General features: G+C 60.3%; 30 protein-coding genes and 4 pseudogenes. 21 read left to right on the forward strand and 13 right to left on the reverse strand.

Annotated elements, in window-relative coordinates; all coding sequences use genetic code 11:
- The 3 genes from PH551_RS31070 to PH551_RS31080 all read left to right on the forward strand — a co-directional run.
- Nucleotides 1-279, forward strand: a 279-nt coding sequence (locus tag PH551_RS31070; protein ID WP_285196225.1) for an integrase core domain-containing protein, incomplete at its 5' end; no start/stop codon positions are given.
- Between the two features lie 75 nt (nucleotides 280-354).
- Nucleotides 355-1,386 carry a DUF3095 family protein gene (locus tag PH551_RS31075; RefSeq protein ID WP_285196226.1) on the forward strand — a complete coding sequence of 344 codons (1,032 nt, stop codon included), beginning with the start codon at nucleotides 355-357 and terminating at the stop codon, nucleotides 1,384-1,386.
- A gap of 82 nt (nucleotides 1,387-1,468) precedes the next feature.
- On the forward strand, nucleotides 1,469-2,359 hold the full coding sequence (locus tag PH551_RS31080; protein WP_285196227.1) for a DMT family transporter: 891 nt from the start codon (nucleotides 1,469-1,471) through the stop codon (nucleotides 2,357-2,359).
- Nucleotides 2,360-2,409: 50 nt separating this feature from the next.
- On the opposite strand, the pseudogene PH551_RS31085 reads toward PH551_RS31080, so the two are convergent.
- Nucleotides 2,410-2,646, reverse strand: a pseudogene (locus PH551_RS31085) (alpha/beta fold hydrolase); the annotation flags it as partial.
- A gap of 322 nt (nucleotides 2,647-2,968) precedes the next feature.
- Here PH551_RS31085 and PH551_RS31090 point away from each other — a divergent pair.
- The gene (locus tag PH551_RS31090) at nucleotides 2,969-3,265 is read left to right on the forward strand and encodes a type II toxin-antitoxin system TacA family antitoxin (protein WP_285196228.1); all 297 of its coding nucleotides are present in this window, start codon (nucleotides 2,969-2,971) and stop codon (nucleotides 3,263-3,265) included.
- Nucleotides 3,262-3,759, forward strand: a complete 498-nt coding sequence (locus PH551_RS31095; RefSeq protein WP_285196229.1) for a GNAT family N-acetyltransferase — start codon at nucleotides 3,262-3,264, stop codon at nucleotides 3,757-3,759. The genes PH551_RS31090 and PH551_RS31095 overlap by 4 nt, the downstream gene beginning before the upstream one ends.
- Nucleotides 3,760-3,951: 192 nt before the next feature.
- Here PH551_RS31095 and PH551_RS31100 read toward each other — a convergent pair.
- Nucleotides 3,952-4,095: pseudogene (locus PH551_RS31100) on the reverse strand (helix-turn-helix domain-containing protein); the annotation flags it as partial.
- A gap of 155 nt (nucleotides 4,096-4,250) precedes the next feature.
- Here PH551_RS31100 and PH551_RS31105 point away from each other — a divergent pair.
- The 5 genes from PH551_RS31105 (at nucleotide 4,251) to PH551_RS31125 (ending at nucleotide 5,997) form a co-directional block, all read left to right on the forward strand.
- Nucleotides 4,251-4,505 carry a FitA-like ribbon-helix-helix domain-containing protein gene (locus tag PH551_RS31105; protein WP_285196230.1) on the forward strand — a complete coding sequence of 85 codons (255 nt, stop codon included), beginning with the start codon at nucleotides 4,251-4,253 and terminating at the stop codon, nucleotides 4,503-4,505.
- Nucleotides 4,502-4,921: a type II toxin-antitoxin system VapC family toxin gene (locus tag PH551_RS31110; RefSeq protein WP_285196231.1), complete on the forward strand. Its 420-nt coding sequence runs from the start codon at nucleotides 4,502-4,504 to the stop codon at nucleotides 4,919-4,921. Before PH551_RS31105 ends, PH551_RS31110 begins: the two co-directional genes overlap by 4 nt.
- A 133-nt stretch (nucleotides 4,922-5,054) precedes the next feature.
- Nucleotides 5,055-5,318, forward strand: coding sequence for a VOC family protein (locus PH551_RS31115; RefSeq protein ID WP_285196232.1), 264 nt, complete (start codon nucleotides 5,055-5,057; stop codon nucleotides 5,316-5,318).
- 2 nt (nucleotides 5,319-5,320) lie between these two features.
- On the forward strand, nucleotides 5,321-5,725 hold the full coding sequence (locus tag PH551_RS31120) for a VOC family protein (protein ID WP_285196233.1): 405 nt from the start codon (nucleotides 5,321-5,323) through the stop codon (nucleotides 5,723-5,725).
- The gene (locus PH551_RS31125) at nucleotides 5,722-5,997 is read left to right on the forward strand and encodes a VOC family protein (protein WP_285196234.1); all 276 of its coding nucleotides are present in this window, start codon (nucleotides 5,722-5,724) and stop codon (nucleotides 5,995-5,997) included. Before PH551_RS31120 ends, PH551_RS31125 begins: the two co-directional genes overlap by 4 nt.
- Nucleotides 5,998-6,225: 228 nt before the next feature.
- On the opposite strand, the gene PH551_RS31130 is transcribed toward PH551_RS31125, so the two are convergent.
- From PH551_RS31130 to PH551_RS31140, 3 genes are all read right to left on the reverse strand, one after another.
- On the reverse strand, nucleotides 6,226-6,660 hold the full coding sequence (locus tag PH551_RS31130; RefSeq protein WP_285196235.1) for a type II toxin-antitoxin system VapC family toxin: 435 nt from the start codon (nucleotides 6,658-6,660) through the stop codon (nucleotides 6,226-6,228).
- Nucleotides 6,660-6,902: a type II toxin-antitoxin system Phd/YefM family antitoxin gene (locus PH551_RS31135; RefSeq protein WP_285196236.1), complete on the reverse strand. Its 243-nt coding sequence runs from the start codon at nucleotides 6,900-6,902 to the stop codon at nucleotides 6,660-6,662. The genes PH551_RS31130 and PH551_RS31135 overlap by 1 nt, the downstream gene beginning before the upstream one ends.
- Nucleotides 6,903-7,035: 133 nt before the next feature.
- Nucleotides 7,036-8,139, reverse strand: coding sequence for a saccharopine dehydrogenase family protein (locus PH551_RS31140; RefSeq protein ID WP_285196237.1), 1,104 nt, complete (start codon nucleotides 8,137-8,139; stop codon nucleotides 7,036-7,038).
- 135 nt (nucleotides 8,140-8,274) lie between these two features.
- On the opposite strand from PH551_RS31140, the gene PH551_RS31145 reads away from it, so the two are divergent.
- Complete coding sequence (locus PH551_RS31145; RefSeq protein WP_285196238.1) at nucleotides 8,275-8,706, forward strand: Lrp/AsnC family transcriptional regulator; 432 nt, start codon at nucleotides 8,275-8,277, stop codon at nucleotides 8,704-8,706.
- 421 nt (nucleotides 8,707-9,127) lie between these two features.
- Here PH551_RS31145 and PH551_RS31150 read toward each other — a convergent pair whose 3' ends face one another.
- The 4 genes and pseudogenes from PH551_RS31150 to PH551_RS31160 form a co-directional block, all read right to left on the reverse strand.
- Nucleotides 9,128-9,490 (reverse strand): oxidoreductase, encoded by a 363-nt coding sequence (locus tag PH551_RS31150; RefSeq protein WP_285196239.1) that lies wholly within the window; start codon nucleotides 9,488-9,490, stop codon nucleotides 9,128-9,130.
- A gap of 881 nt (nucleotides 9,491-10,371) precedes the next feature.
- Nucleotides 10,372-10,640 (reverse strand): annotated as a pseudogene (locus PH551_RS31155) (hypothetical protein); the annotation flags it as partial.
- Between the two features lie 623 nt (nucleotides 10,641-11,263).
- Complete coding sequence (locus PH551_RS33100; RefSeq protein WP_483315454.1) at nucleotides 11,264-11,488, reverse strand: thioesterase family protein; 225 nt, start codon at nucleotides 11,486-11,488, stop codon at nucleotides 11,264-11,266.
- A 107-nt stretch (nucleotides 11,489-11,595) separates the two neighbouring features.
- Nucleotides 11,596-12,285 carry a TetR/AcrR family transcriptional regulator gene (locus tag PH551_RS31160; protein WP_285196240.1) on the reverse strand — a complete coding sequence of 230 codons (690 nt, stop codon included), beginning with the start codon at nucleotides 12,283-12,285 and terminating at the stop codon, nucleotides 11,596-11,598.
- A 79-nt stretch (nucleotides 12,286-12,364) separates the two neighbouring features.
- Here PH551_RS31160 and PH551_RS31165 point away from each other — a divergent pair, with 79 nt between their 5' ends.
- The 6 genes from PH551_RS31165 (at nucleotide 12,365) to PH551_RS31190 (ending at nucleotide 18,530) form a co-directional block, all read left to right on the forward strand.
- Nucleotides 12,365-12,754, forward strand: coding sequence for a DUF1127 domain-containing protein (locus PH551_RS31165; protein WP_285196241.1), 390 nt, complete (start codon nucleotides 12,365-12,367; stop codon nucleotides 12,752-12,754).
- Nucleotides 12,755-12,767: 13 nt separating this feature from the next.
- Nucleotides 12,768-13,526: an efflux RND transporter periplasmic adaptor subunit gene (locus PH551_RS31170; protein WP_285196242.1), complete on the forward strand. Its 759-nt coding sequence runs from the start codon at nucleotides 12,768-12,770 to the stop codon at nucleotides 13,524-13,526.
- Between the two features lie 53 nt (nucleotides 13,527-13,579).
- Nucleotides 13,580-13,864: a permuted SH3 domain-containing protein gene (locus PH551_RS31175; protein ID WP_285196243.1), complete on the forward strand. Its 285-nt coding sequence runs from the start codon at nucleotides 13,580-13,582 to the stop codon at nucleotides 13,862-13,864.
- On the forward strand, nucleotides 13,861-14,931 hold the full coding sequence (locus PH551_RS31180; protein ID WP_285196244.1) for an efflux RND transporter periplasmic adaptor subunit: 1,071 nt from the start codon (nucleotides 13,861-13,863) through the stop codon (nucleotides 14,929-14,931). Before PH551_RS31175 ends, PH551_RS31180 begins: the two co-directional genes overlap by 4 nt.
- Before the next feature lie 5 nt (nucleotides 14,932-14,936).
- Nucleotides 14,937-18,056, forward strand: a complete 3,120-nt coding sequence (locus tag PH551_RS31185; RefSeq protein ID WP_285196245.1) for an efflux RND transporter permease subunit — start codon at nucleotides 14,937-14,939, stop codon at nucleotides 18,054-18,056.
- 63 nt (nucleotides 18,057-18,119) lie between these two features.
- On the forward strand, nucleotides 18,120-18,530 hold the full coding sequence (locus PH551_RS31190) for a hypothetical protein (protein WP_285196246.1): 411 nt from the start codon (nucleotides 18,120-18,122) through the stop codon (nucleotides 18,528-18,530).
- A gap of 20 nt (nucleotides 18,531-18,550) precedes the next feature.
- Here PH551_RS31190 and PH551_RS31195 read toward each other — a convergent pair.
- From PH551_RS31195 to PH551_RS31210, 3 genes and pseudogenes are all read right to left on the reverse strand, one after another.
- Nucleotides 18,551-18,963, reverse strand: a pseudogene (locus PH551_RS31195) (IS5 family transposase); the annotation flags it as partial.
- Nucleotides 18,964-19,383: 420 nt separating this feature from the next.
- Nucleotides 19,384-19,626: a DUF982 domain-containing protein gene (locus PH551_RS31205; protein ID WP_285196248.1), complete on the reverse strand. Its 243-nt coding sequence runs from the start codon at nucleotides 19,624-19,626 to the stop codon at nucleotides 19,384-19,386.
- 206 nt (nucleotides 19,627-19,832) lie between these two features.
- The gene (locus tag PH551_RS31210; RefSeq protein ID WP_085781877.1) at nucleotides 19,833-20,132 is read right to left on the reverse strand and encodes a DUF982 domain-containing protein; all 300 of its coding nucleotides are present in this window, start codon (nucleotides 20,130-20,132) and stop codon (nucleotides 19,833-19,835) included.
- A gap of 383 nt (nucleotides 20,133-20,515) precedes the next feature.
- Here PH551_RS31210 and PH551_RS31215 point away from each other — a divergent pair, with 383 nt between their 5' ends.
- The 4 genes from PH551_RS31215 (at nucleotide 20,516) to PH551_RS31230 (ending at nucleotide 21,916) form a co-directional block, all read left to right on the forward strand.
- A complete protein-coding gene (locus PH551_RS31215; protein ID WP_285196249.1) occupies nucleotides 20,516-20,755 on the forward strand; it encodes a type 2 periplasmic-binding domain-containing protein in 240 nt (79 codons plus the stop codon).
- A gap of 46 nt (nucleotides 20,756-20,801) precedes the next feature.
- Complete coding sequence (locus PH551_RS31220) at nucleotides 20,802-20,954, forward strand: hypothetical protein (protein WP_157131530.1); 153 nt, start codon at nucleotides 20,802-20,804, stop codon at nucleotides 20,952-20,954.
- 171 nt (nucleotides 20,955-21,125) lie between these two features.
- Nucleotides 21,126-21,422 (forward strand): type II toxin-antitoxin system TacA family antitoxin, encoded by a 297-nt coding sequence (locus tag PH551_RS31225; RefSeq protein ID WP_285196250.1) that lies wholly within the window; start codon nucleotides 21,126-21,128, stop codon nucleotides 21,420-21,422.
- Nucleotides 21,419-21,916, forward strand: a complete 498-nt coding sequence (locus PH551_RS31230; protein ID WP_285196251.1) for a GNAT family N-acetyltransferase — start codon at nucleotides 21,419-21,421, stop codon at nucleotides 21,914-21,916. Before PH551_RS31225 ends, PH551_RS31230 begins: the two co-directional genes overlap by 4 nt.
- A 134-nt stretch (nucleotides 21,917-22,050) precedes the next feature.
- Here the strand turns inward: PH551_RS31230 and PH551_RS31235 are convergent.
- A partial coding sequence (locus PH551_RS31235) for a hypothetical protein (protein ID WP_285196252.1) occupies nucleotides 22,051-22,375 on the reverse strand: 325 nt, incomplete at its 5' end.

Below are 22,375 nucleotides of genomic sequence, written 5' to 3' on the forward strand. Positions count from 1 at the left end.
GAAAGCTTCAATGGGCGGCTGCGAGATGAGTTCCTGAATGAAACTCTATTCTCGTCACTGTTCCATGCTCGATCAGCGCTTTCAAACTGGCGCAGCGATTACAACGATCATCGACCACACTCTGGACTCGGCTGGATGACACCTGCCGAGTTCGCTCAGACAATCAACCCGCGACGTGATGCGGTGCTGCGCAGCCGGAATGGCTCCGCACCGCAACCCGCCGCTACCGCCCCGAATACAGCAACCCAAAACCGCTGGAGCAACCTCAAAACTGGATAAAACTTGGGGGCAAGGTCAGGCTGGCCAGCCACCATGGTAGGCCATGCCGGCTGGCTTTAAAGGTAGGAGGCTTCAATGCACGAGACATTGCGACAAGTCGAGGCGAGCGGCGATTTTGCCGAACTACTGGATACGACGATCTACATGCCGCTACCGAACGACTGGGTGGTCGGGATCACCGACGTCGTCGATTCAACCTCGGCTATCGCCCGAGGCCATTACAAGGATGTCAACTACGCGGGCGCTTCGGCCATAGCAGCGCTAGGCAACGCCCTTGGCAACTTCGACTTCCCATTCGTGTTTCGCGGTGACGGCGCGGCATTTGCCTTCGATCCCGGCGCAAAGGAAACCGCGATTGGCGTCCTTCGTCGGGTCGCCGGTTATGCTCGCGATCAGTTGCACCTCAACCTCAGGATCGGCCTCATGACAGTGGCTGATATACGCGCTGCCGGACGGGACGTGAAAGTCTCGCACTTCGCCGCATCAGAAACAGCTACCTATGCCATGTTTGCCGGTGGAGGACTGAACTGGGCTGACCCGGAGATCAAAGCAGGAAATTTCGCGCTTTCGCCTTGTGAGGAATACTCAGCGCCTGACTTGAATGGATTGACCTGCGAGTGGGCACCAATCCCAAGTCAACGAGGTGATATCCTCTCGCTTCTTGTGGAGCCACAGGATCATACGATGCCTGATGCGTTCACCATGTTGGCAAGACAAATACTTGCTGCGCTCGGTGTAGCGGATGGCTCGTCGCGCCCTGTTCCCGGCGACGTCGCGATCACCAGCGATGTTGCTGACTACCTCGGTGGCAAGGGATGGACCGATGTCGTTTTGAATTCGGACTACAGACGGTACGACGATGTCCTTCGCCTGACTCTTGACTGTACGCCCGAGCAGATCAAGAACGTCGAAGCGCTCCTGGCGTCGGCGTTCGATCGGGGCGAAGCCTACTTCGGACTGCACCGCCAATCTCACGCGTTGATGACCTGCCTCGTCCCAGCCGGTGCTCGTGGGTCCCATCTTCACTTCCTGGACGGTATGGGCGGTGGCTATACCGCCGCGGCCTCACAGCTGGAAGCACAAAAGCTTACACATCGGGCGCGCTGATGAGAGCATCAAAAGTCGGCGTTAGATGCCAAAAATCCGAAGATTTACAACAACCAACGTTTCTCGAACATCAGAGATATTCATGACCCTTGACCGTTCCGCTCCCGCCATTTTTGTATTTCTCTGGTCAACTGGCTGGATCATTGCGAAGTACGCGGCTCTTCACTCCGAACCGTTCTCGTTCCTCACGATCCGTTACGTGCTTTCGGCGGCCGCCTTTTGCGCTATCTGCCTTGCCATCAGGGCTAAATGGCCCAGTGGCGCATTGGCGTGGCGGGCGGTCTATTCGGGCGCTTTCCTGCACGGCCTCTATCTTGGCGGTGTCTGGTGGGCGGTGGCGCACGGCGTACCGGCCGGCATCTCCGGCATCATTGCCGCCATGCAGCCACTTCTCACGGCACTGGCGGCCAGCCTACTCATTGGCGAACGGCTGCGCCCTTCACAGACGGCGGGTCTGGCACTCGGCTTCGTCGGCATCGCCGTCGCCATTTCACCGAAGCTCCTTGAACCAGGTACGTCCGATCTCCTTCATGCCGGCATTCCGCTCGCCGTTAATTTGGTAGCAATGTTCGCTGTCACCTACGGAACGATTTATCAGAAGAAGCATCTTCAAAATGGCGATCTGACCGCAATCGCGACGTTGCAATATCTTGGTGCACTGGCGTTGACCGCCCCCTTCGCGCTGGCCTTCGAGACCTTCCGCTTCGATGGCGCTCTCGAAACCTACGTCGCTCTTGCCTGGTCAGTATTCGGGATATCGGTTGGGGGTATTGCGCTGCTTCTTTATTTGATCCGCCGAGGTCAGGTTTCGCGCGCTGCATCCTTGATCTATCTCTGCCCGCCTACGGTAGCGGTCCAGGCCTTTATCGCATTCGGCGAGCCCCTTAGCCCTCCACTGATCGTTGGCACGGTGATAGTGGCTGCTGGGGTTTACCTTACCAATCGGAAGGCACCTCGAGCCGTGAAGGCATGAGCTATTCCGTCTGCGCGCAGCGGCTGTCGGTCGCTGCGCGCAGAGAATGGTCAGCTAGCTTTCCGCAGACTTCGCAACCCAGTCCGAACCTCGTCCGTGAAGAGCTTCGGCTGTTCCCAGGTTGCGAAATGTCCGCCCTTGGAGAGTCTGTTATAGCGGATGAGGTTAGGGTAGGCGGCTTCCGCCCACGATCTCGGTGTTACGAACAGTTCGTCGGGGAAGACACTCAACGCGACAGGCACTTTGATCCCCTTGGGCGAAAAGAAAGGAATCTTGTTTTCCCAATGCCGGCCATCCACGTGGTGGCTGGCGCCGAGGCCGGCGTCCGAAGTGAGCCGTTGTTCGCGGAGCCTCGTGGACGCCGTGTTGCAAGGATGTTCACGTTCTGGGCTAAGATGATCGCATACCTCCTCCGGAGGAGATTATGTCGGCACCGTCGCCAGCGTATGCCGCACGAGGCAAATCGCGTGGTCGGTTCAATCCTTTGAAGAGTTTAGATGAGCTAATTGCCGCGACTTAGGACCCGCGCGAATTGTGTAACGACACTGCCTTTACGAATCTTGTAAAGATATTGTCATTACGCTATGTGGGTGCAAACAGGAGTTTGCCATGCCGCCCTCACACACGAGCAAAAGCCCGGACGCAAGCGTGCCGCTGAATATGCGCATCAAGCCTGCGACCCGCAATCTGATTGATCGAGCCGCTGAGTTGCTTGGTAAGACGCGAACGGATTTCATGTTGGAAGCTTCCAAGCGCCGAGCCGAGGAAGTGCTGCTCGACCGCACTATCTTCACGGTAAGCCCGGAAATCTATGCTGAATACCTTGCCCGGCTCGATGCGCCGACGCAGCCCAATGAGCGTTTAGCACGCACCATGGCGACCAAAGCACCGTGGGATAAGGCGTGACCCTCAGCGCACCGGCGCCCTTGGCAGATCATCATGAGCTGGTCGAGTTCAATTCCGGAGTCATTGAACTAGATGACTGGCTGCGACGTCGCGCCCGTTCTAATCAAGCGAGCGGCGCATCGCGGACCTTCGTCGTGTGCGAGGAGAGCCGCGTCGTCGCCTACTACGCGCTCGCTTCCGGCGCCGTCAAGCAGCCGGAAGCGCCTGGCCGTTTTCGACGCAATATGCCTGATCCAATTCCGGTCGCCATGCTTGGTCGCCTCGCCAATGATCAATCCTACCAAGGGCGCGGTATTGGCAGGGCATTGGTGCGCGACGCGGGCCTGCGCCTGCTCAATGCCGCTGAAGTACTTGGCATTCGAGGTATGCTCGTTCATGCGATTTCAGATGACGCACGAGCCTTCTATGAGGCCGTCGGCTTCCTGCCTTCTCCTTCCGACCCCATGATACTGATGGTCGGATTGCATGACCTCAATAATGCGCTGAACCCTTAGGCGGAAATCACCAATGATCTCGCTTCTAACTCGCTGAATCTTCGGCAGAAGGTCCCGGCATTAAATGAGGGCCGCGAGTTCTAATCCCTTCAACTGCAGTTGTCTGAAATGTTCGCAATCACGTTAGCGATGCTGCAAACGATTGAATCCCTGAAGTCCCGAAAGCCTTAGTACCTAAAGGTATCGCGAACCTCAGCCTTGGCCGTCCGGAATGACCAGTTCAACATGACTGACACCGATCGCCTGAGCGAGTTCATAGAGTGTCACGATTGTTGGGTTACGCTGACCGTGTTCCAACCCGCTGAGATATTGCTGGCTGTAGCCTGAGCGCGCGTCGAAAGGGATGTGGAACTGCTAAAATATGTGACCAGGTCTTTTGGAGGGCACGCGGCAGAGAGCCCGAAGAGAAGTCCCCCCTTGAGCCTCTTGCATATTGGCATCGCTTTTTATATTTTGATGTCAAAGCTATCATTTCCATGGATGTGATATCAATGCCTGCGGTCACCATTCGAAATCTCTCTGACGAAACACATCGGGCTCTGCGGCTGCGAGCGGCTCATCATGGCCGAAGCACCGAGGCCGAGATCCGTGACATTCTTGAGACCGCTGTTCGCCCGCCTGAACGGGTTAAGCTCGGCTCTTTACTGGCGGCTATCGGTCGCGACGCTGAGCTTTCCGACAGCGACGTTGAAGTCCTTCAGAAAAGTCGCGACAAGACGCCTGCTGAACCGATGACCTTCGAATGATTTTGCTGGACACCAATGTCCTATCCGAGCCGTGGAAACCGGCTCCTGACGAGGCAGTGGTCGCCTGGTTGGACGCCCAAGCCATAGAGACGCTTTTTCTCGCCGCAATAACGGTTGCTGAACTTCGTTTCGGGATCGCTGCAATGCCTACCGGGAAACGGCAAACTATCCTGCGCGAGCGTCTGGAGAGCGAGGTGCTGCCTCAGTTTTCCGAGCGCGTCCTGCCTTTTGATCTGGCGAGTTCACAGTTTTACTCGGAACTGATGGCACGGGCTCGAGTTTCGGGGAGAGCGATCGGCACGGCTGATGGCTACATTGCCGCCACAGCAGCAGCGAATGGCCTCGCAATCGCAACTCGCGACACGAGCCCATTCGAAGCTGCCGGGCTGAAAGTGATCAATCCCTGGTCTCGATGACGACGGATCCAGGTGTCTTAGGTTTATTGGTCCAAGGCGAACAAAACGGTTCCTCGCAATGAAGCGCACCTCTCAGATGTGCGGCAAAGCCGCCCCTGTCGCAGAGACGCATTTGTGACCCTTCAAGGCGCCGATGCACTTCGTCTCCTTCGGCTTCCATCACCACGACATCTGCCTGGTGAAGCACCACAAGCCGAGGATGGACAACAATTCGATGCTGCACTTCTCGCTGGTGCTGCGCGACGAGGCTGCATTCAACGAGGTCAGAAGCCGTGCCTTACGCATGGGGCTTCCCATCCGAAAGGGCCGCATGCTCGCCTCGGCGAAGCCTGTTGCACGCGCATTCAGCGTGCAGGACCCAGACAGGCATTGGATCGAGATCATCGAGGAGCACTGACCATGACCACCGCCGCTTTCGTTCCGCCGAACGTCATCCCTCCCTTCAAGCAGAAGTTCGGCCCACTGCTCAAACGCAAATGGTTTCGCGAGCTGGTGCTGCTCTGGCCGACGCTGACTCGCAGGAGGTTCTCGAACAAGACCGAGGACTACGGCGTCTTCAAACCCTCCCTGGTTTCCCGTATCGGCCAGCTCTCGATCTATGTGCAGGACATTGACCGCAGCCGCGCCTGGTACGAGCAGGTCGCGGGTCTTTCCCACAGCCGCACCTGCGAACGAGAGCCGCACCCTTTTAAAGAAGGCTGGACAATTCGCTGCTGCTACATGAGCGCGAAGGCGCACGATGAATGTCTCGTCCTGATCGAGCAGTATGACCCGCGGGCAAGATTGCCGTGCCGTCCGGCATGAGCTTCTTCCACTTCGCGCTGGAAGTGGAAGGAAATCGACTGGAGGACGTCCTGGCATTCGCCGAACAGCAGCGCGCCAACGGTTTTGCCGTCAACTATGGTCCAGTACGCCACAATAGCGACCCGCCGCTGGGAGACGGGGAAACCGGCGGCAATGTCGCCTGCTATCTCTATGATCCCGACTGGAACAATGTCGAGTTCTGCGGCGCCATGGACACGATCGAGAACTATCGTGCCCGGTATGGCGACAAGAAGGGTTCGGAACGAGCATGATAGCTGGCGGTCCGAAAATGGACAAAGCGCAGATGCTCGACTGGAACGACCTGCGCTTCTTCCTTGCCGTGACGCGAAAGTTCTAAGCGCGATCGGTGAAAGAGTGGTTTGGTCGATCGTGACCGGTTGGGGCGGGTTGAAAGCGGCAGCAGGGGAAGCCGTCGGGATCGTCTCCGTGTCAATCTTACCAAGGCGGCGGGGCTGTAGTAGAAAGATCCTCCTCTGCCCCTACAGCTTGGGCAGCGCTTTGAATGGATCGAGCACTCGAGCTCCTAGAGGTTCGAAATGGCGCAAGTCGCGGGTCAAAACGATGAAGCCATGCACCTGGGCTGTGGCGGCTATCGCAATGTCCCCGAAGCCCGGCTGGTGGGCGCGAGCGTCGTCGAGAATCTGACCGGCAGCATGCGCGCATCTCAGATCGAACGGCAACAGCTTCTGTGCGTATAGATGTTCGACGCTCTCCCACCATTCTCTCAGCTGCCGCGCTTTCGTGGTTGCGCCTTCGCGCTCTGCCCTGACGATTCCGGATTTAACCTCTGCAGCAGAAATAACGGATAGGAACAGCTGCGGACTGGCTTCGTCAAGCCATTCAATAAGGGGTCCATGACTCTGGCGTTTCGACGGAGCAAGTGCAGATATGACGTTCGTATCGATCAGAAACATCAGAGATCGATGGGCCGGCTTGGCTTAGTGCTCCGCGGCGGAATATCGCCTTCGTCGCCAGGAAAGGAAGCCAGCAGTCGTCCGAAACTCGGAACCTGCTTCAGCTTTTCATACTCCTCGAACGAAATTACCACGGCTTCCTTTCTGCCATGTCGAGTGATGATCGCAGGATTGCCATGAACAGCCTGATCGACAACGGCGGAAAGCGTTGCCTTAGCATCCTTAAGCTGGATCTCTCTCATATAGGCCTCGAAGCTATGACTATAGTAGTCATATAGCGAAGGCTACTCATTTGAGCAAGAGCCCGGAGAGCTCAGCAACAAAAAACGCCCGATCGCTTCTACGACCGGGCGCTCTTAGCTGTTTGGCGCAGGATTACATCGCCTGCTTCAGGCGCATCGCTTCCGGATCATAGACCCGGCCGAAACGGCTGTTCAGGAAATCGGCCAGGGTGATCTCTTCCTGGCGAACGAAGCCCTTCTGCGGAAGCTTGCCATCTGCGAGGAGATCGAGAACCGTGGTGATACCGGCTGCCGTGGTGATCTGGATCGCGCTCATCTTCTTGCTGGCGACGACGCCCGCATAGACCTTGTTCGCGTAGGTTTCCTGCATATAGCGGCCATCCTTCCAGCCGCAAACGGTGACGAAGATCACGACAACGTCCTGCATGGTGGCCGGAAGCGCGTTCTCGAAGAGATCCTTCAGAACATCACGACGGTTCTTCAGGTTGAGGTCATTCAGCAGCGCCTTGATGATTGCCTGATGGCCGGGGTAACGGATCGTCCGGTAGTTCATGGTCCGCACTCGGCCTTCGAGCGACTTTGCCAGCGTGCCGAGGCCGCCCGACGTGTTGAAGGCTTCATAGGTGACGCCATCGAGCGAGAACTCTTCGCGTTCTTCCATCGCCGGAACCGTCACGAGCTTGCCTTCGACGACAGCTTCGCAGGGCTCGATATATTCGTTGATCAGCCCGTCCGTGCTCCAGGTCAGATTGTAGTTTAGGGCATTCGACGGATATTGCGGCAGGGCGCCGACGCGCATGCGAACGCTGTCGAGCGTGTCGAAGCAGGTCGCGAGCTCACTGGCAACGATCGAGATGAAGCCCGGCGCCAGACCGCATTGCGGAATGAAGGCGACATCGGCAGCGTGGGCAAGCTCTTCGACCTTCTTGGTCGTGGCAACGTCTTCGGTGAGATCGAGATAGTGGACGGATGCTTCGAGCGCTGCTTCGGCAACCTTGCCGGTCAGATTGAAGGGTGCCGCCGAGAGAACGGCAAACTTTTCCTTGAGGACGGCGACCAGCGCGGCGCTATCGGTGATGTCGACGGCTGCGGTCGAGATCGCCGGATGATGGTCGATCTTGGAAAGCTGCTTCTCGTCGCGATCGGTGACCACGACCTTGTAGTCGCCCGTCTCCGCCAGCATCAGCGCGATCGCTCCGCCAATTTTGCCAGCACCGATGACCACTATTTCCCTCATATAAATCCCCTGGAGTTTGCCTATAGATTTTTATAAGTTTGCCGTCGGGGAAAGACGATTCATAGCGACATTATGTGCAATATGACGTAGACAATTCGGCATAATGCCGGAGATGATAGGCAGATTGTGGGAAACATGGCGCTATCCGACAAAGATCGCGAGCTGCTCGCCGTGCTCAGTGAAAATGCCCGGATGCCGGTCGCGACTCTCGCTAAGCGGCTGTCGCTGTCGCGCACCACGGTGCAGGCTCGTCTCGAGCGTCTGGAGAGCGCCAAGGTCATCGCTGGCTATTCGATCCGGCTGTCGGAGAGCTATGCTTCCAGCCTGGTCCGCGCGCACATCCTGATCACCATTGCGCCGAAGGCGCTCTCGCAGGTGACGGCATCGCTCGAAAAGATGACAGCGGTGACAGAGGTGCATTCGGTCAGTGGCAGCTTCGACCTGATCGCCATCATCGCCGCACCATCGATCTCCGAACTCGACCAGATGATCGACGATATCGGCACGATCGAGGGCGTCGAGCGGACGCTCTCGTCGATCATCCTTTCGACGCGGATTTCACGATAGAGCCTGAAGATGAAGCAGACAGATATGGTCGCAGTTGCCTGCACGGCCGTTGTTCGCTGGCGATGTAACCGCCACCGCCACCCGCTAAGCCGCGCGATGGCAGTGTTGCCATACCGGGCTGAGATCTTAGGCAAGCCCTCCTCGCCCATGTCCGCTGATCCCCGATTTCGACATCTGGTCACAGTACACGGTATCAGGATCTGATGGCAGTCAAAGGACTACCGATACGTGGTGGTTGAATGCCGAGGACCAATCGGATGCGGACCTGACAGCCGAGTCTAGCTGCCTCCTTTTTCGGATCTCCAACGCTGCGAGAAGGAGTGAGGCGTTGCGGCATCCTCTCATCAGTGTTCGAGACGCACACCCGGCTCGCGGCAGACGCTCATCTGCCGTGAGTCGGGCCGCTGCTGCCAAGGGAGCATCAGCAGGCGTTGGCGGCGTCGGGTAGGGGCGAGTTGACCGAAGGCGTCGGTGCCGGGTTGCCGGTGCCGCTGCCGGTCGTGCGCTGGCAATCGTTGGGGTCGCCGCCGGAGGAGCCGGAAGTCCTGGTGCTGCTGGAGGGATTGCCCTTGCCGTTAATCGAGCCGGTCGAGCTATTGTCCGTCGCATTGCCGTTGGTGCTGCTGCCGTTCATGTTGCTGCCGGTGCCGTTGCTGTTGCCACTGTTGGTATTTTTGCCCGACGTGCCGCTGCCGGACGTGCCTGATGTGCCGGAGGTCTGTGCCATGGCTGAGGTCGCCAGGGCCAGGGCAAGTGTCGAAGTCGCGAGAATTCTCAAAATCATCGGTTTCGCCTTTGCTGTTGGACGTTCGAGATAGAGGCCCAACCTGAAGGAGTTGCCGATGTTCCGTTTTTTAACGGAAGGGGTCCGCTACCGTACGGAGAGGAAGGGGAGCGGAACGCGCGCGCGTCGTCATGCGACCCTTCTCCGGCGCGTCCCCGGTTGCAAATGCCACCATCTTGCGGTTCCGCAGGGGCATGTGAGGAACGCCGGGAGGAGGAAATGGGGGTTGGCCTCGGTGCCTGAATTGCCCCTCGGGCAGGCAGCCATTGGCGGGCGCGTTGATGGCGCCCGCCTCGATTTGGCGAGCAAGCGTCTGTTACCGCGCCGCCTGACTGGCCATTCTCTTGTCCAGCTCCCCTTTCAAAGCTTCCAGATTGAAGCTTGCGCCTTTCTGAATCGGCGGGAAGTCGAGGAAGGTCTGAGCGGCCTTCGCCACCTCCTGCTGCAGGAAGACGTAGCGCCAGAACTCGTAGGCCCACCAATCCTTTGCAAAGAGCTTTGGCCCGAGGCCCGTGCGCTCGAACGGGTCCAGGCGGAGGTTAAGCAGGATCGGCCAGTCGGCCTTGACCCGAACCAGCCATTCGGCTGATCGGTAAGCCGATATTTAAAGTCGTCGATGCGCAGGGTCTTTCACGCGCGGCCGCAGCGTCATTCCTAGTCTTCTTCCAGGCGGCTCCGTCAATTCCCAAGGTGCGTGAGCCCGCATGGCTGCCGACACGCCGCTATCTGCTTCATGATCGGGTGCGTGAAGTGGAGGGTTCGAGCGGGCATCCCTACTAACGAAAGACGAGCGCTGCCCTAAAAAAAGCCCCGCCGAAGCGGGGCAGTTGACAACACTGGATCGCACAGGAGGAACACCCGTGCTTTCCTGCTGCTCAAACTCAGATGTGATTGGCAAGGTTCCGCGTACGGTCTCGTACTGAGAATCTATCGCACCAGTCGTTGCGCCGCTTGGGGCTCCAACTGCGAGCGAAGCCTTCTGTCAGCAGCTTCTTCCCGATCTCTTCCCCATTCGTTCATTCGTTCGACAGATGTTGACGAGCGGCCGGTGCACTGGTGTACGGTCCACGGCGCCACTGAACATAACCCGCAAGCCTTTTTCGGCCAAAAGCTCCTTCACTCGTCCCTTGGCGATCACCGCCAGCTTCCGTGCCTATTGTTCCCGTCTCGGTAGTACTGTTTGAGAGCAGGTAATACAATAACTCCAGGCGCCGTAACTCGAAGGTGAGGGGTCAACGATGTGCTGGCATTTCGCTGAAGGCATGCTGGGCGTGTCCAAGGGCCTTAAGAGCGATCCATGGAAATGAGGAAGATTCGGATATCCCGGATGGCCGGCCTGTGGACCATCTCAAGGTGAGAAGCGGCAACTCGCCCATTCCCGGATCATTTATGGCGGTCGAGCCTGCATCCACTTTTCGTGCAAACCTGCCGCCTCGATGATCCGCCGAGATGTCCACTTCTGGGAATCTCTAGGATGCAAGTATGTCGGGGATGGAAGCGCGAAGTCACCATCTGGTGTGCGGAAATGAGGTCGGCTTCGGGTCAAGCTTCGCCTCTTGCAGGTCTCAGGATTTCGAGTGGAGGTTCGACAAGCGTCGATGCCAAGCAGCAGCGGAACCTCGAGCTTCTGCTTCACGACCTAAGTGCAGTCATCGTTTCAACCATGGGACCGTTACAACGCGCCTTTCGTCTCCGCTGCCTTCCTTGCAACACGTGCCATGAAGCGATCGCTCTCGACCAGAAAACGATCGTGGTAACTTTCGGAAATGACTTCTACCTCATCCCGACAAGTGACTCCGAACCGCAGTGCTCGACCGAAAAAGACAGTGACTTGATGCCCGCCGTAACTGCCATGCCGACCGGGGTCGCGGCGGAATGGCTCAGATCGACATGTACTCCGACCGTCCGTTGTCCAGAGCTCAAATGGGGTCGCAACGCCTCTATACAGGTCCACTCGACAAAGCCGACGAGAAACGCTGTCGCAAAGACGGGAGGCATGTCGACGAACCCTGTGAACGCGCTGGAGACGACAGCAGGCAAGGTTAGGTGCTCGCCGATAACGATAGTTTGCCGATGAGTCAGACCGGGCAGTAACGGAGTGGAGATCACCTTTTGCGTCCCGAGGGGTTTGCCCTTGGCTGCGGCCCGCAGCCACGCAAAAATATGTCTACTGCCGCCGCAACATGTTTTTTCAGAGCGGCGCGACTGAGCGGCATACCGATGACGGCCTTGTTGCGCGGCGTGGCGACGACAAGATCAAGAAAGGCAGCGGCAGCGCTTGCGGGCTCGCCATAGAACGGCAACCTTCCGCTCTCGTGCCAGTGCGCAAATAGTCGTGCGAGGAAGGCTAAGACGCGACCCGACCCTTCCCCATAGAGCTTCGCCAGGCCGGGAAAACGGCTGCTCTCCGCGACGACAAGGCGATAGATACCGAGCGATTCTTCCGCCGTGGCGAGTGTGGCGAGCCGGTCGCCGATCTTGATGAGGAATAGCCGTGGCTCGGTCTCGTCGACTTCGGCATCGAGTTCGTTGATCAGATTCGGCAGGGCGCTTTCCATCAGCCTTCGCACGGCGGCCGTCAAAATCTCGTTCTTGTTGCGATAGCGGCTGTAGACGGTCTTGGTCGATGCGCCGGCGGCTCGCACGATGCGGTCCATCGTGGTCTGCGCGTAGCCCTGATCGAGGAACACGGTCATCGCCGCGTCGAGCAGCCGGTCTGGCAACCGCGCGGCCTCCTCGGCGGGGAGCCGGCCCGAGCCGCTGCGCTGCGATCCGTCAGTTACCTTTTGATCCATTCCGGAACGTCCTTTCCTGTCGGGCGAGGCGAGCGGCCATGCCGGCCTCAGCCCTTGGTCGCATTCAGGAAAATATCAGTTGACAATCGGAAAGAAAAGGCTTTCTTTTTATTGGAAAGAAAGTTGTTTCTTTCTTAAAAAGATCAGCCGCCTCTCGAATTCCCGCTGCAGGCCGGCGCCGTGGCCCACGGCGCGACGCCGCCGCTCGCGGCCGCACCGCGAGGCAACACACAAGAAGGAAGACGTCCATGACGTACACAGCCGGATCCCGCCCCGCGCCGGACACTCTCAAGACCCCCTGCGCCTCGTTGCAGCGGCGTTGACGTCGCTCTCGCGCACGATTGATGCCGAGTTTCGCCAGCGCCGCGCAGAGCGCGATCTCAGCCTGCTCGACGATCGCCCGCTTCGCGACATCGGTCTCGTTCGCAGCGAGATTGGCTACGCGGCGCGCAACGAGCTCAAGCGCTAAGGGAGAAGTCTCCATGCGCACGCTGCCACACGCCGCCGCTGCATGCCGCATCATCGCATGCCTGACCCTGTCCTCGACCAGCCTCACCGCCTGCTCGGATGAGGCGGCGCCGGCCCATCCGCCGCAAATTGTGCGCGCAATCGCCGTCGAGCTTACCGACCACACGCCGACGGTAACGCTGACCGGCGAAATCAGGCCACAGGTCGAGAGCGTGCAGGCCTTCCGCGTTGGCGGCCGTGTCGCTTGCCGCGCCGTCGACGTCGGCGACCACGTCCAGGCCGGTCAGCTGCTGGCCAGCCTCGACCCTGCCGAGCTGCAGACCAGCGTCACCTCAGCCAAGGCGGCCGTGGATGCCGCGAGGGCACAGCACAGCCAGGCGGCGTCCGCGTTCGCCAGACAGAAGGCGCTGCTCGCCGGCGGTATCACCACGCGCCGCGCCTACGACCAGGCGGACGAGGCGATGCGCACGACCCGCGCCGCGCTCGACCACGCCGAGGCGCAACTCGATGCAGCCCGCGACCAGCTGGCGCACGCCGAGCTGCGTGCGCCGATCGCGGGAATCGTGACGGCCCGCAATGTTGAGGTCGGGCAGGTCGTGCAGGCAGCGCAGCCGGTATTCACCGTCGCCGGCGACGGGCCCAGGGATGCCGTCTTCAGCGTCAACGAGTCGATCTTCTCGCGCGAGCCGGAGGAGCCCTCGGTCGCCGTTGCGCTGGTCTCCAACCCCGACGTCAGGACGACCGGCACGGTGCGCGAGGTTCGCCGGCGCTGAGTGCCGCCGGAACGGTCGTCACGAGGGTCGCCCTCACCAGCCCGCCGCCCTCGATGGCGTTCGGCGCCGCGGTGAGCGGCGTTGCGAAATTCCGATCCGGCAAGGTCATTGTATTGCCGTGGCAGGCGCTGACCTCGAGCGGAGGAGAAGCGGCCGTGTGGATTGTCGATCCCGTCGCGCGAACGGTGGAGCTGAGGCCGGTCATTGTCGACCGCTATGACGCCGGACAGGTGTTCATCCGCAACGGGCTCGCGCCCGGCGAGATCGTGGTGACCACGGGCTCGCAGCTGCTGCGGCCGGGACAGCAGGTCGAATTGGCCGATGGAGCAAAGTCATGAAGCCGCGTCTGATCATTTCCGCAAGCCTGATCCTGGCGCTCGCCGCTTGCAAGGAAGAGCAAGTGAAGGCAGAGGCCGAGCCCGAGGTCCAGCCCGTCCTCGCCGTCGTCGCCAGCTCTGCGCATCGCGATCCCTCGACCTTCACCGGCACCATCGAGCCGCGCACCCAGGCGAACCTCGGCTTTCGCCTGCTTGGCCGCGTCGTGGAGCAGAACGCCGCGGTCGGCGCCTTGGTCCGCAGGGGCGATGTGCTCGCCCGGCTCGACCCGGTCGCGCTCGAGCTTGCTGCCCGGGCGGCGGAAGCGGAAGTCACTCTCGCCGAGGCGCGCTTCGCCAATGCTAAAGCCAGCGCCGCGCGCATGCGCGTCCTGTCGAAGCGCGACGTCGCCTCGAAGATGCAGGTCGAGCTTGCGCAAGAGGCGCTCTCGACCGCCCAGGCCGGGCTCGCCGAGGCCCGCGCCAGGCTGGCCAAGGCCAGGGAGCAGCTTGGTTACACAGTGCTCGCAGCGGAGTTCGACGGCGTGGTCACCTCGGTGCAGACGGAGGTCGGCCAGGTCGCATCACCGGGCCAGCCGGTCGTCACCGTCGCCGGCTCCGACGCGCGTGAGGCCGTCATCGACGTTCCCGACGAGCTCGCCGGCGCCTTCGCGCCGGGCGACCCCTTCGAGATTGCGCTGCAGGTCGAGAGCACGATCGTCGCCGGAGGCATGCTGCGCGAGATCGCGCCGCAGTCGGACCAGGCAACGCGCACGCGCCGGCTGCGCATCTCGCTGGGCGCCGCCGCCGGCAGTTTCCGGTTGGGCACGATCGTCACCGCCACGCCGGAGCGCAGGACAGCCTCGCATGTCGAGCTGCCGGCCTCTGGCCTGGTCGAGCGCGATGGCAAGCAGATGGTCTGGGTCATCGACCCGGCCTCGAGCAAGGTATCGCTGCGCGAAGTGAAGATCGCCGCGCGCAGCGACGCAATCATCGAAGTGGCGGAAGGCATCGCCGACGGCAACCAGGTTGTCGTCGCCGGCGTACACAGCCTGAAGCCGGGACAACTGGTCAGGATCTCGGAGGACTGAGCGCGATGGGCAGTTTCAACCTTTCGGAATGGGCGCTCCGGCACAAGTCGCTCGTCTGGTACTTCATGATCGCGTCGACGATCGCCGGCGTGATGAGCTACATCAACCTCGGCCGCGAGGAGGACCCGGCCTTCACGATCAAGACCATGATCGTGAAGGCCGGTTGGCCCGGCGCGTCGGCCGAAGAGATGATCCGCCAGGTCACCGACCGCATTGAACGCAAGCTCGAGGAGCTGGAGCCGATCGACTACACGCGCTCCATCACCACGCCGGGCGAGACCACGATCTTCGTCAACCTCAAGGACTCGACCAAGGCGCGTGATGTTCCGGCAATCTGGAACCAGGTCCGCAACATGGTTGGCGACATACGCGCCCAGTTGCCGCAGGGCACGGTTGGGCCGTCCTTCAACGACCGTTTCGGCGACGTGTACGGCAACATCTATGCCTTCACCTCGGACGGCGTCGGCATGCGCCGGCTGCGCGACTACGTCGAGGACGTGCGCGCGAAGCTGCTCACCATCCCCAACATCGGCAAGGTCGAGTTGGTCGGCGTTCAGGACGAGGTGATCTACCTCGAATTCTCGACGCGCCGGATCGCCGCCCTCGGCCTCGACCAGCAGACCATCCTGCGCACGCTTCAGGGCCAGAACGCGATCACGCCGTCGGGCATTATCCAATCCGGCCCCGAGCGTATTAGCGTGCGTGTCGGCGGACAATTCACCGACGAGGAGAGCCTGCGTTCGATCAACCTCAGGGTCAACGACCGCTTCTTCCGGCTGGCCGACATCGCCACCGTCACCCGCGGTTACGCCGACCCGCCGCAGCCCATGTTCCGCTTCAACGGCGAGCCGGCGATCGGTCTTGCCATCGGCATGCGCACGAATGGAAATCTGCTGGAGTTCGGCAAGGCGCTGGAAGAGCGCATGGAGAAGATCGCTAAAGAGCTGCCGGCCGGCATCGGCGTGCATCTCGTCGCCGACCAGCCGGTCGTGGTCGAGGAAGCGGTCGGCGGCTTCACGCAGGCGCTGTTCGAGGCGGTGGCGATCGTGCTGGCGGTGAGTTTCGTCAGCCTCGGCATGCGCGCCGGCTTCGTCGTCGCCCTGTCGATCCCGCTGGTGCTGGCGATGACCTTCATGGCGATGGCCTATTTCGGGATATCGCTGCAGCGCATCTCGCTCGGCGCCCTAATCATCGCGCTCGGCCTTTTGGTCGATGACGCCATGATCGCGGTCGAGACGATGGTGTCGCGGCTGGAGCACGGCGATTCTCTAAAGAAGGCCGCGACCTTCGCCTACACCTCGACGGCATTTCCCATGCTGACGGGCACGCTGGTGACCGTCGCCGGCTTCATCCCGATCGGTCTCAACGGCAGCGCGCCAGGCGAATACACCTTCACCCTGTTCGTGGTGATCGCGCTGTCGCTGCTGATCTCCTGGATCGTCGCCGTGCTGTTCACGCCGCTGATCGGCGTGGCCTTGCTGCCGGCGGCGATGAAGGCGCATCATGGCAAGCCGAGCCGCGTCAATGCCGGCTTCAAGGCAATGCTCCTGTTCGCCATGCGCCGGCGCTGGCTGACGATCGTTGCCACCGTCATGGCGTTCGGGCTTGCCCTCTTCGGCATGCGTTTCGTCCAGCACCAGTTCTTCCCGGCCTCCGACCGGCCCGAGCTGATCGTCGACTGGACGCTGCAGCAGAACAGCTCGATTGCCGAGACGAAGGCACAGATGGAGCGCTTCGAGAAGTCGCTTGCCGGCGATCCCGACATCGACCATTGGTCGAGCTACATCGGCCAGGGTGCGCCGCGCTTTGTCCTTTCCTTCGATGTGCAGCCGGCGAACCCGTATTTCGGCCAGATGGTGATTGTCACCAAGGGGTCGGATGCGCGCGAGCGGGTGAGAGCGCGGCTCAAGGAGGTCCTGCGCCGCGACTTCGTCGGCACCGACGCCTTCATCAAGCGCCTGGAGCTCGGACCGCCAGTTGGCCGTCCCGTGCAGTACCGGATCGGCGGCCCCGACATCCAAACCGTGCGCGAGCTGTCGCAGAAGCTCGCGGCCGCGATCGCCGAGAACCCGAACCTCGGTGACGTCACCTATGACTGGATGGAGCCGTCGCGGGTGCTGAAGATCGACGTGTTGCAGGACAAGGCGCGTCAGCTCGGCATCAGTTCGGAGGACATTGCCTCGGCGGTGAACCGGGTGGTGAGCGGCACCACCGCGACGCAGGTCCGTGACGACATCTATCTCGTCAACGTGGTCGGCCGCGCACGCGCCGAGGAGCGGCAGTCGATCGACACGCTCGAAAACCTGCAGCTGCCGACCCGCGGCGGCGAGTCGGTGCCGTTGGCCGCGCTCGCGACCTTCCGCCACGAGCTCGAGCAGCCGGTCATCTGGCGGCGCAGCCGCGTGCCGACGCTTACTATCAGCGCCGGCATCGTGAGCACGGCGCAGCCGGCGACCGTGGTGGCGGAACTGGCGCCTGTCGTTGAGAAGTTCGTTGACGAGCTGCCGGCGGGGTACGCCGTCGCTACCGCTGGCTCGGTCGAGCAGAGCGCCAAGGGGCAGGGTCCGATCGCCGCTGTCGTGCCGCTCATGCTGTTCGTCATGGCGACAATTCTGATGGTCCAGGTGCAGAGCTTTCAGCGCTTGTTCCTGGTCGTCGCGGCGGCACCGCTCGGACTGATCGGCGTGGTAGCCGCGCTCGTCCCCAGCGGTGCGCCGCTCGGCTTCGTCGCGATCCTCGGCGTGCTCGCGCTGATCGGCATTCTGATCCGCAACTCGGTGATCTTGATCGTGCAGATCGAGGAGCTGCACAGCCAGGGCCATGCGCCTTGGGACGCCGTCGTCGAGGCTACCATCACGCGCATGCGGCCGATCATGCTTACTGCCGCAGCGGCCAGCCTCGGCCTTATCCCGATCGCCCGCGAGGTGTTTTGGGGGCCGATGGCCTACGCGATGATGGGCGGCATCATCGCCGGCACGTTGATCACGCTGCTGTTCCTTCCGGCGCTCTACGTCGCCTGGTTCAGGATCAAGGCGCCGTCGACAACCGTGACAGCGCAGGCCGACGAGCAGGCACTCGCGCCTGCCCTGTTGCAGACCCGAGGCCTACCGATCGCGGCCGAATGAAGAAGGCCGGCTGTTCTCTCAGAGGCCGCCCTGTTTAGAACCTGTCAATCAATGGAGCTCACGATGTCCAACCCAACATGCGCACTGATACTCCGCGCCAATGCGATCTTTTTGCTGTTCGCCTCCAGTGCCGCTTTCTTAGCGGATATCGCCGGCAGCTTCTTCGCAGCCGGCCCCGTGGCCTCTATGTTCAGCAAAGCGCCATACCTCGCCATCGGCTCGGCCGAGGCGCACGGCCTCGCCTTCATTCTTGGTGTGTTGCTGTGGCGCGCCGTGCCAGGGCGCCAGTCGCATCTGACAGCGGCCGGCATTCACATCCTCCTCGGTTCCTGCAACCTGCTATTCTGGGACGTTTTCGTGGTCGGCGATGTGCTGGCCGTCGGCTACGTTACGACCGTTCTGCATTGGCTGTTCGTGGCTCTGCAGCTTACAGCCGCCGCTAGCGCTGCTCCAAGACATGTCCAGCAATCATGAGCGCTTGGCGGCATGCGAAGCCGAGAGGGCGTCCTTAACCGGGCATGGATTTTCGTCGTAAAGTCGCCGCCTGATCTACAAAAAGCCTCCTGACAAGTCCCCCTTTTGCGCCCGCAGCCTTAGAGTGGCCGCGAACCGTGGTGCTGTCGATCATGTGCTGCCAGTCATCCGTCAGGCCGAGTTCGACCAGGGTCTCGAGGAGAGCATCCCAAACACCCTGCTCAGCCCAACGGCGGAAGCGCACATAGACAGAATTCCACTTTCCGTAGCGTTCATGCATGTCGCGCCAGGGACAGCCGACCCGAAGAACATGCAGCATGCCATTCAGATATTGCTGATTATCGTGCGAGGGCCGAGACTTCCTCCCGCGTTCTGTGGGCAACAGCCCCTCGACTATCCGCCATTCCATATCCGTCAGGTCGCCGCGAGCCAAAACCGTCTCCTAAAAGACAGTCTTGAATCATGCCTCAGATGATTGGGGGATCCACTTTGTCAACAGGACCTAATTGAAACTGCTATAATTGCCAATTCCGGGCGAGGCCTCCAACCAAATTTTGACCCGCCGGCGCTCGCCGAGCGCTGCATCAAGGCAGGCGCGCCAAAGACAATCTGCTCATGCTGCGGAGCTGTCGAAGGTTGCGGCCCGATTTGCGAAGTCTTCGGCTGCGAGCCCGGTGTCGTGTTCGAAACCCTTCGGCGGCGCCGGTACCGTCGGCTTCGCCGCTTAGCAGCTTGGCCTTCGCAGTATTCTGATCGAACTCAATCCCGAATACGCGGACATCGCCCAGCGGCGAATAGATCCTTCGCGATCAGATGAGGTGGCCGCATGATGCCAATGAAGACACAACGTCGATCAAGGTCTGAGGATGCCGGCTTCCCGGGCCGCGCGAATGAAGGCGACCTTAGCGGTCGCGCTGTCGACCTTCCCGTCGATCGCACCGAGACAGGCTCGCCGAACAGCGGAAAAGGACTTACCGCCTTTCGTGGGCCAAGAGGTCATCAGGTACGCCATGGCATCACGACTGCTGCCGACGCTCCGGAAATGATCGGAATCGATCATCAACTCGATTGGCTTGTCCCACAGATCACTGCTCATCTTGTCTCCTCCGGCGTGCTGACCGCAGAAGAAATACGCAGCAGACCCACTCGTTCCGGAGATTCCAGCTATGGGACCAAGGTCGGGGTACATCTGCGACTAAAGGCCTAGGTACAAGCAGCCTGCGTCGCGCCAACCGCAGCGTCGGCTCAGGTACGGCTCATGAGAGAGGCCGCGATCGCAGCCTCTCCACTCGTGCGAATCAATCAGGCGGAAACGCGCCCGCCTCCGGCAGGGGTCTTGATCATCCACGGCTGGATTGCCGGCTGCTTCATCAAGATGCCCTTCTTATTCCCGAACGCGCGAATGGCGTCGCGAGCTACCTCGAGCGGCTTATGTCCATCGTGGGCCATGTAGCAGGTCTTAAGGGTCGCTTCGTGGGTAATGTCCCGCTCGCGCTCGGGCCAATCTTCAAGGAAGTCAATCGCATCTGCCAGGGAGATTATCTCCCGAACCAGGCTGTCCCGCTCCTTAAGATATACGGGACGATTGAAATTTGCATTCATAGCTACCTCACTGAAAACGTTGGTGATCAACAAGGATGGCGCCGGAATCCAGCGCCAGCCGACAATCTATTTTCTCGATTATTTTGTTTCAAGAGCCGCGCTGTCGCTAGCCTGATTGGAGTTAGCTTGGGGTCGACAGCAGACTTCGGCCGATGTTTCGCGATTGCTTTTCGACTTGTGCAGGCGATCAGGGTCTTGGGAGAGGCAAAAGCGCAAAGTTGGCGTGGCGCTACGAAAATGCTACGCCTGCCTAAGGCCATTTGAGTTATACGAGTAAAATATGTCGATCCGTCCGGTCGCGTCATTGGAACAATTGTAGGGCTTGCCATGAACGCTGAGCGGGCGAAGGTTCTGCAGCACTCAGTGCCCTAGATTGCAACCAAGTGAATGTGCTGGCCGCGAAAAAGGCAAGCCGTAGAAAGCCTTTTCACACCGGAGCGATCGGCGTTCCCGGCTTATCGCAGGATATCCAATTAACAAAGCTGGCGCGAGGCGCCGACATCAAACGTTTCGATGATGAGTCGGCAACCATGCAGGCGCTTCTGGCCGGCCAGGTCGTCGCAGTCGGAGCGAACCAGTTCTATCTCGCACGGGTAGAAAAGCAGGCACCAGGGCGCCTATGAATATAAGATACCGATTGTCGCCACGTACTACGGCGCCGGCTCCCGCTTGGGCGATAAGGAGATCAACAAGGCCCTCAATGACTTCATCGATGAGGCGAAATCCAGCGGCAAGATCGCCGAGCTTTACAAAAAGCGGATTAATGCCGAAGCGCTGGAGTTTCCAAGGTCGATCGAAGGGGTTCCATGTTCCACACAGTGACATGCGTATGCCGCACGCGGCAAATCGCGTGGCTCGCTGGTTCAATCCTTTCAAGAGTTTAGATGAGCCAAATGCCGTGAATTAGGACCGCGAATTGTGTAACGACACTGCCTTTACGGGTCTTGTAAAGGTATTGTCATTACGCTATGTGGGTGCAAACAGGAGTTTGCCATGCCGACCTCACACCCGAGCAAAAGCCCGGACGCAAGCGTGCCGCTGAATATGCGCATCAAGCCTGCGACCCGCAATCTGATTGATCGAGCCGCTGAGTTGCTTGGTAAGACGCGAACGGATTTCATGTTGGAAGCTTCCGAGCGCCGAGCCGAGGAAGTGCTGCTCGACCGCACTATCTTCACGGTAAGCCCCGAAATCTATGCTGAATACCTTGCCCGGCTCGATGCACCCACGCAGCCCAATGAGCGTTTAGCACGCACCATGTCGACCAAAGCACCGTGGGATAAGGCGTGACCCTCAGCGCACCGGCGCCCTTGGCAGATCATCATGAGCTGGTCGAGTTCAATTCCGGAGTCATTGAACTAGATGACTGGCTGCGACGTCGCGCCCGTTCTAATCAAGCGAGCGGCGCATCGCGGACCTTCGTCGTGTGCGAGGAGAGCCGCGTCGTCGCCTACTACGCGCTCGCTTCCGGCGCCGTCAGGCAGCCGGAAGCGCCTGGCCGTTTTCGGCGCAATATGCCTGATCCAATTCCGGTCGCCGTGCTTGGTCGCCTCGCCATTGATCAATCCTACCAAGGGCGCGGTATTGGCAGGGCATTGGTGCGCGACGCGGGCCTGCGCCTGCTCAATGCCGCTGAAGTACTTGGCATTCGAGGTATGCTCGTTCATGCGATTTCAGATGACGCACGGGCCTTCTATGAGGCCGTCGGCTTCCTGCCTTCTCCTTCCGACCCCATGATGCTGATGGTCGGATTGCATGACCTCAATAACGCGCTGAACTCTTAGGCGGAAATCACCAATGATCTCGCTTCTAACTCGCTGAATTTTCGGCCAGGTGGTCCCGGCATTAAATGAGGGCCGCGAGTTCTAGGCCGTGAACTCGTAAATTCGAATTGACCGGTGTGGAGTTTCAGAACGGTCTATTCTGATTGCCATCGCATCCGCTTCGCGTCCACACGATCTGCTCCCATGTGCTCGATGAAGGCGTCCCTCAGGCGGGAAAGCCATCTTTCTCTGTAGGCCAAGGGAGCATCGGCCTCGCCTTCAGCGGTGAGGACCCATTCGGCGAACTGTGTTGCGGTCACTGTACCCGAGTTCGGCATGAAGTCAGTCACGTGCACATATTTGTCTGCCTGCACGCTCCCGCAGTGACCCCAGCCGACACAGACCTGATGCATGAGCGCATCGAAACCAGTTTTTCCTGTCATGAAAGTGCGCAGTGATTGAGGCGGGATGCCTTCGAGC

Origin of the sequence: Rhizobium atlanticum (genome assembly GCF_030182485.1) — a bacterium.
Taxonomy (GTDB): Bacteria; Pseudomonadota; Alphaproteobacteria; order Rhizobiales; family Rhizobiaceae; genus Rhizobium.

What these genes read in the sequence shown, in the direction of transcription:
- PH551_RS31075 (WP_285196226.1), top strand. Translation starts at nt 355, where the DNA reads ATGCACGAGACATTGCGACAAGTCGAGGCGAGCGGCGATTTTGCCGAA.
- PH551_RS31080 (WP_285196227.1), top strand. Translation starts at nt 1,469, where the DNA reads ATGACCCTTGACCGTTCCGCTCCCGCCATTTTTGTATTTCTCTGGTCA.
- PH551_RS31090 (WP_285196228.1), top strand. Translation starts at nt 2,969, where the DNA reads ATGCCGCCCTCACACACGAGCAAAAGCCCGGACGCAAGCGTGCCGCTG.
- PH551_RS31105 (WP_285196230.1), top strand. Translation starts at nt 4,251, where the DNA reads ATGCCTGCGGTCACCATTCGAAATCTCTCTGACGAAACACATCGGGCT.
- PH551_RS31110 (WP_285196231.1), top strand. Translation starts at nt 4,502, where the DNA reads ATGATTTTGCTGGACACCAATGTCCTATCCGAGCCGTGGAAACCGGCT.
- PH551_RS31115 (WP_285196232.1), top strand. Translation starts at nt 5,055, where the DNA reads ATGCACTTCGTCTCCTTCGGCTTCCATCACCACGACATCTGCCTGGTG.
- PH551_RS31120 (WP_285196233.1), top strand. Translation starts at nt 5,321, where the DNA reads ATGACCACCGCCGCTTTCGTTCCGCCGAACGTCATCCCTCCCTTCAAG.
- PH551_RS31125 (WP_285196234.1), top strand. Translation starts at nt 5,722, where the DNA reads ATGAGCTTCTTCCACTTCGCGCTGGAAGTGGAAGGAAATCGACTGGAG.
- PH551_RS31130 (WP_285196235.1), bottom strand. Translation starts at nt 6,660, where the DNA reads ATGTTTCTGATCGATACGAACGTCATATCTGCACTTGCTCCGTCGAAA.
- PH551_RS31135 (WP_285196236.1), bottom strand. Translation starts at nt 6,902, where the DNA reads ATGAGAGAGATCCAGCTTAAGGATGCTAAGGCAACGCTTTCCGCCGTT.
- PH551_RS31140 (WP_285196237.1), bottom strand. Translation starts at nt 8,139, where the DNA reads ATGAGGGAAATAGTGGTCATCGGTGCTGGCAAAATTGGCGGAGCGATC.
- PH551_RS31145 (WP_285196238.1), top strand. Translation starts at nt 8,275, where the DNA reads ATGGCGCTATCCGACAAAGATCGCGAGCTGCTCGCCGTGCTCAGTGAA.
- PH551_RS31150 (WP_285196239.1), bottom strand. Translation starts at nt 9,490, where the DNA reads ATGATTTTGAGAATTCTCGCGACTTCGACACTTGCCCTGGCCCTGGCG.
- PH551_RS33100 (WP_483315454.1), bottom strand. Translation starts at nt 11,488, where the DNA reads ATGCCTCCCGTCTTTGCGACAGCGTTTCTCGTCGGCTTTGTCGAGTGG.
- PH551_RS31160 (WP_285196240.1), bottom strand. Translation starts at nt 12,285, where the DNA reads ATGGATCAAAAGGTAACTGACGGATCGCAGCGCAGCGGCTCGGGCCGG.
- PH551_RS31170 (WP_285196242.1), top strand. Translation starts at nt 12,768, where the DNA reads ATGCGCACGCTGCCACACGCCGCCGCTGCATGCCGCATCATCGCATGC.
- PH551_RS31175 (WP_285196243.1), top strand. Translation starts at nt 13,580, where the DNA reads ATGGCGTTCGGCGCCGCGGTGAGCGGCGTTGCGAAATTCCGATCCGGC.
- PH551_RS31180 (WP_285196244.1), top strand. Translation starts at nt 13,861, where the DNA reads ATGAAGCCGCGTCTGATCATTTCCGCAAGCCTGATCCTGGCGCTCGCC.
- PH551_RS31185 (WP_285196245.1), top strand. Translation starts at nt 14,937, where the DNA reads ATGGGCAGTTTCAACCTTTCGGAATGGGCGCTCCGGCACAAGTCGCTC.
- PH551_RS31190 (WP_285196246.1), top strand. Translation starts at nt 18,120, where the DNA reads ATGTCCAACCCAACATGCGCACTGATACTCCGCGCCAATGCGATCTTT.
- PH551_RS31205 (WP_285196248.1), bottom strand. Translation starts at nt 19,626, where the DNA reads ATGAGCAGTGATCTGTGGGACAAGCCAATCGAGTTGATGATCGATTCC.
- PH551_RS31210 (WP_085781877.1), bottom strand. Translation starts at nt 20,132, where the DNA reads ATGAATGCAAATTTCAATCGTCCCGTATATCTTAAGGAGCGGGACAGC.
- PH551_RS31225 (WP_285196250.1), top strand. Translation starts at nt 21,126, where the DNA reads ATGCCGACCTCACACCCGAGCAAAAGCCCGGACGCAAGCGTGCCGCTG.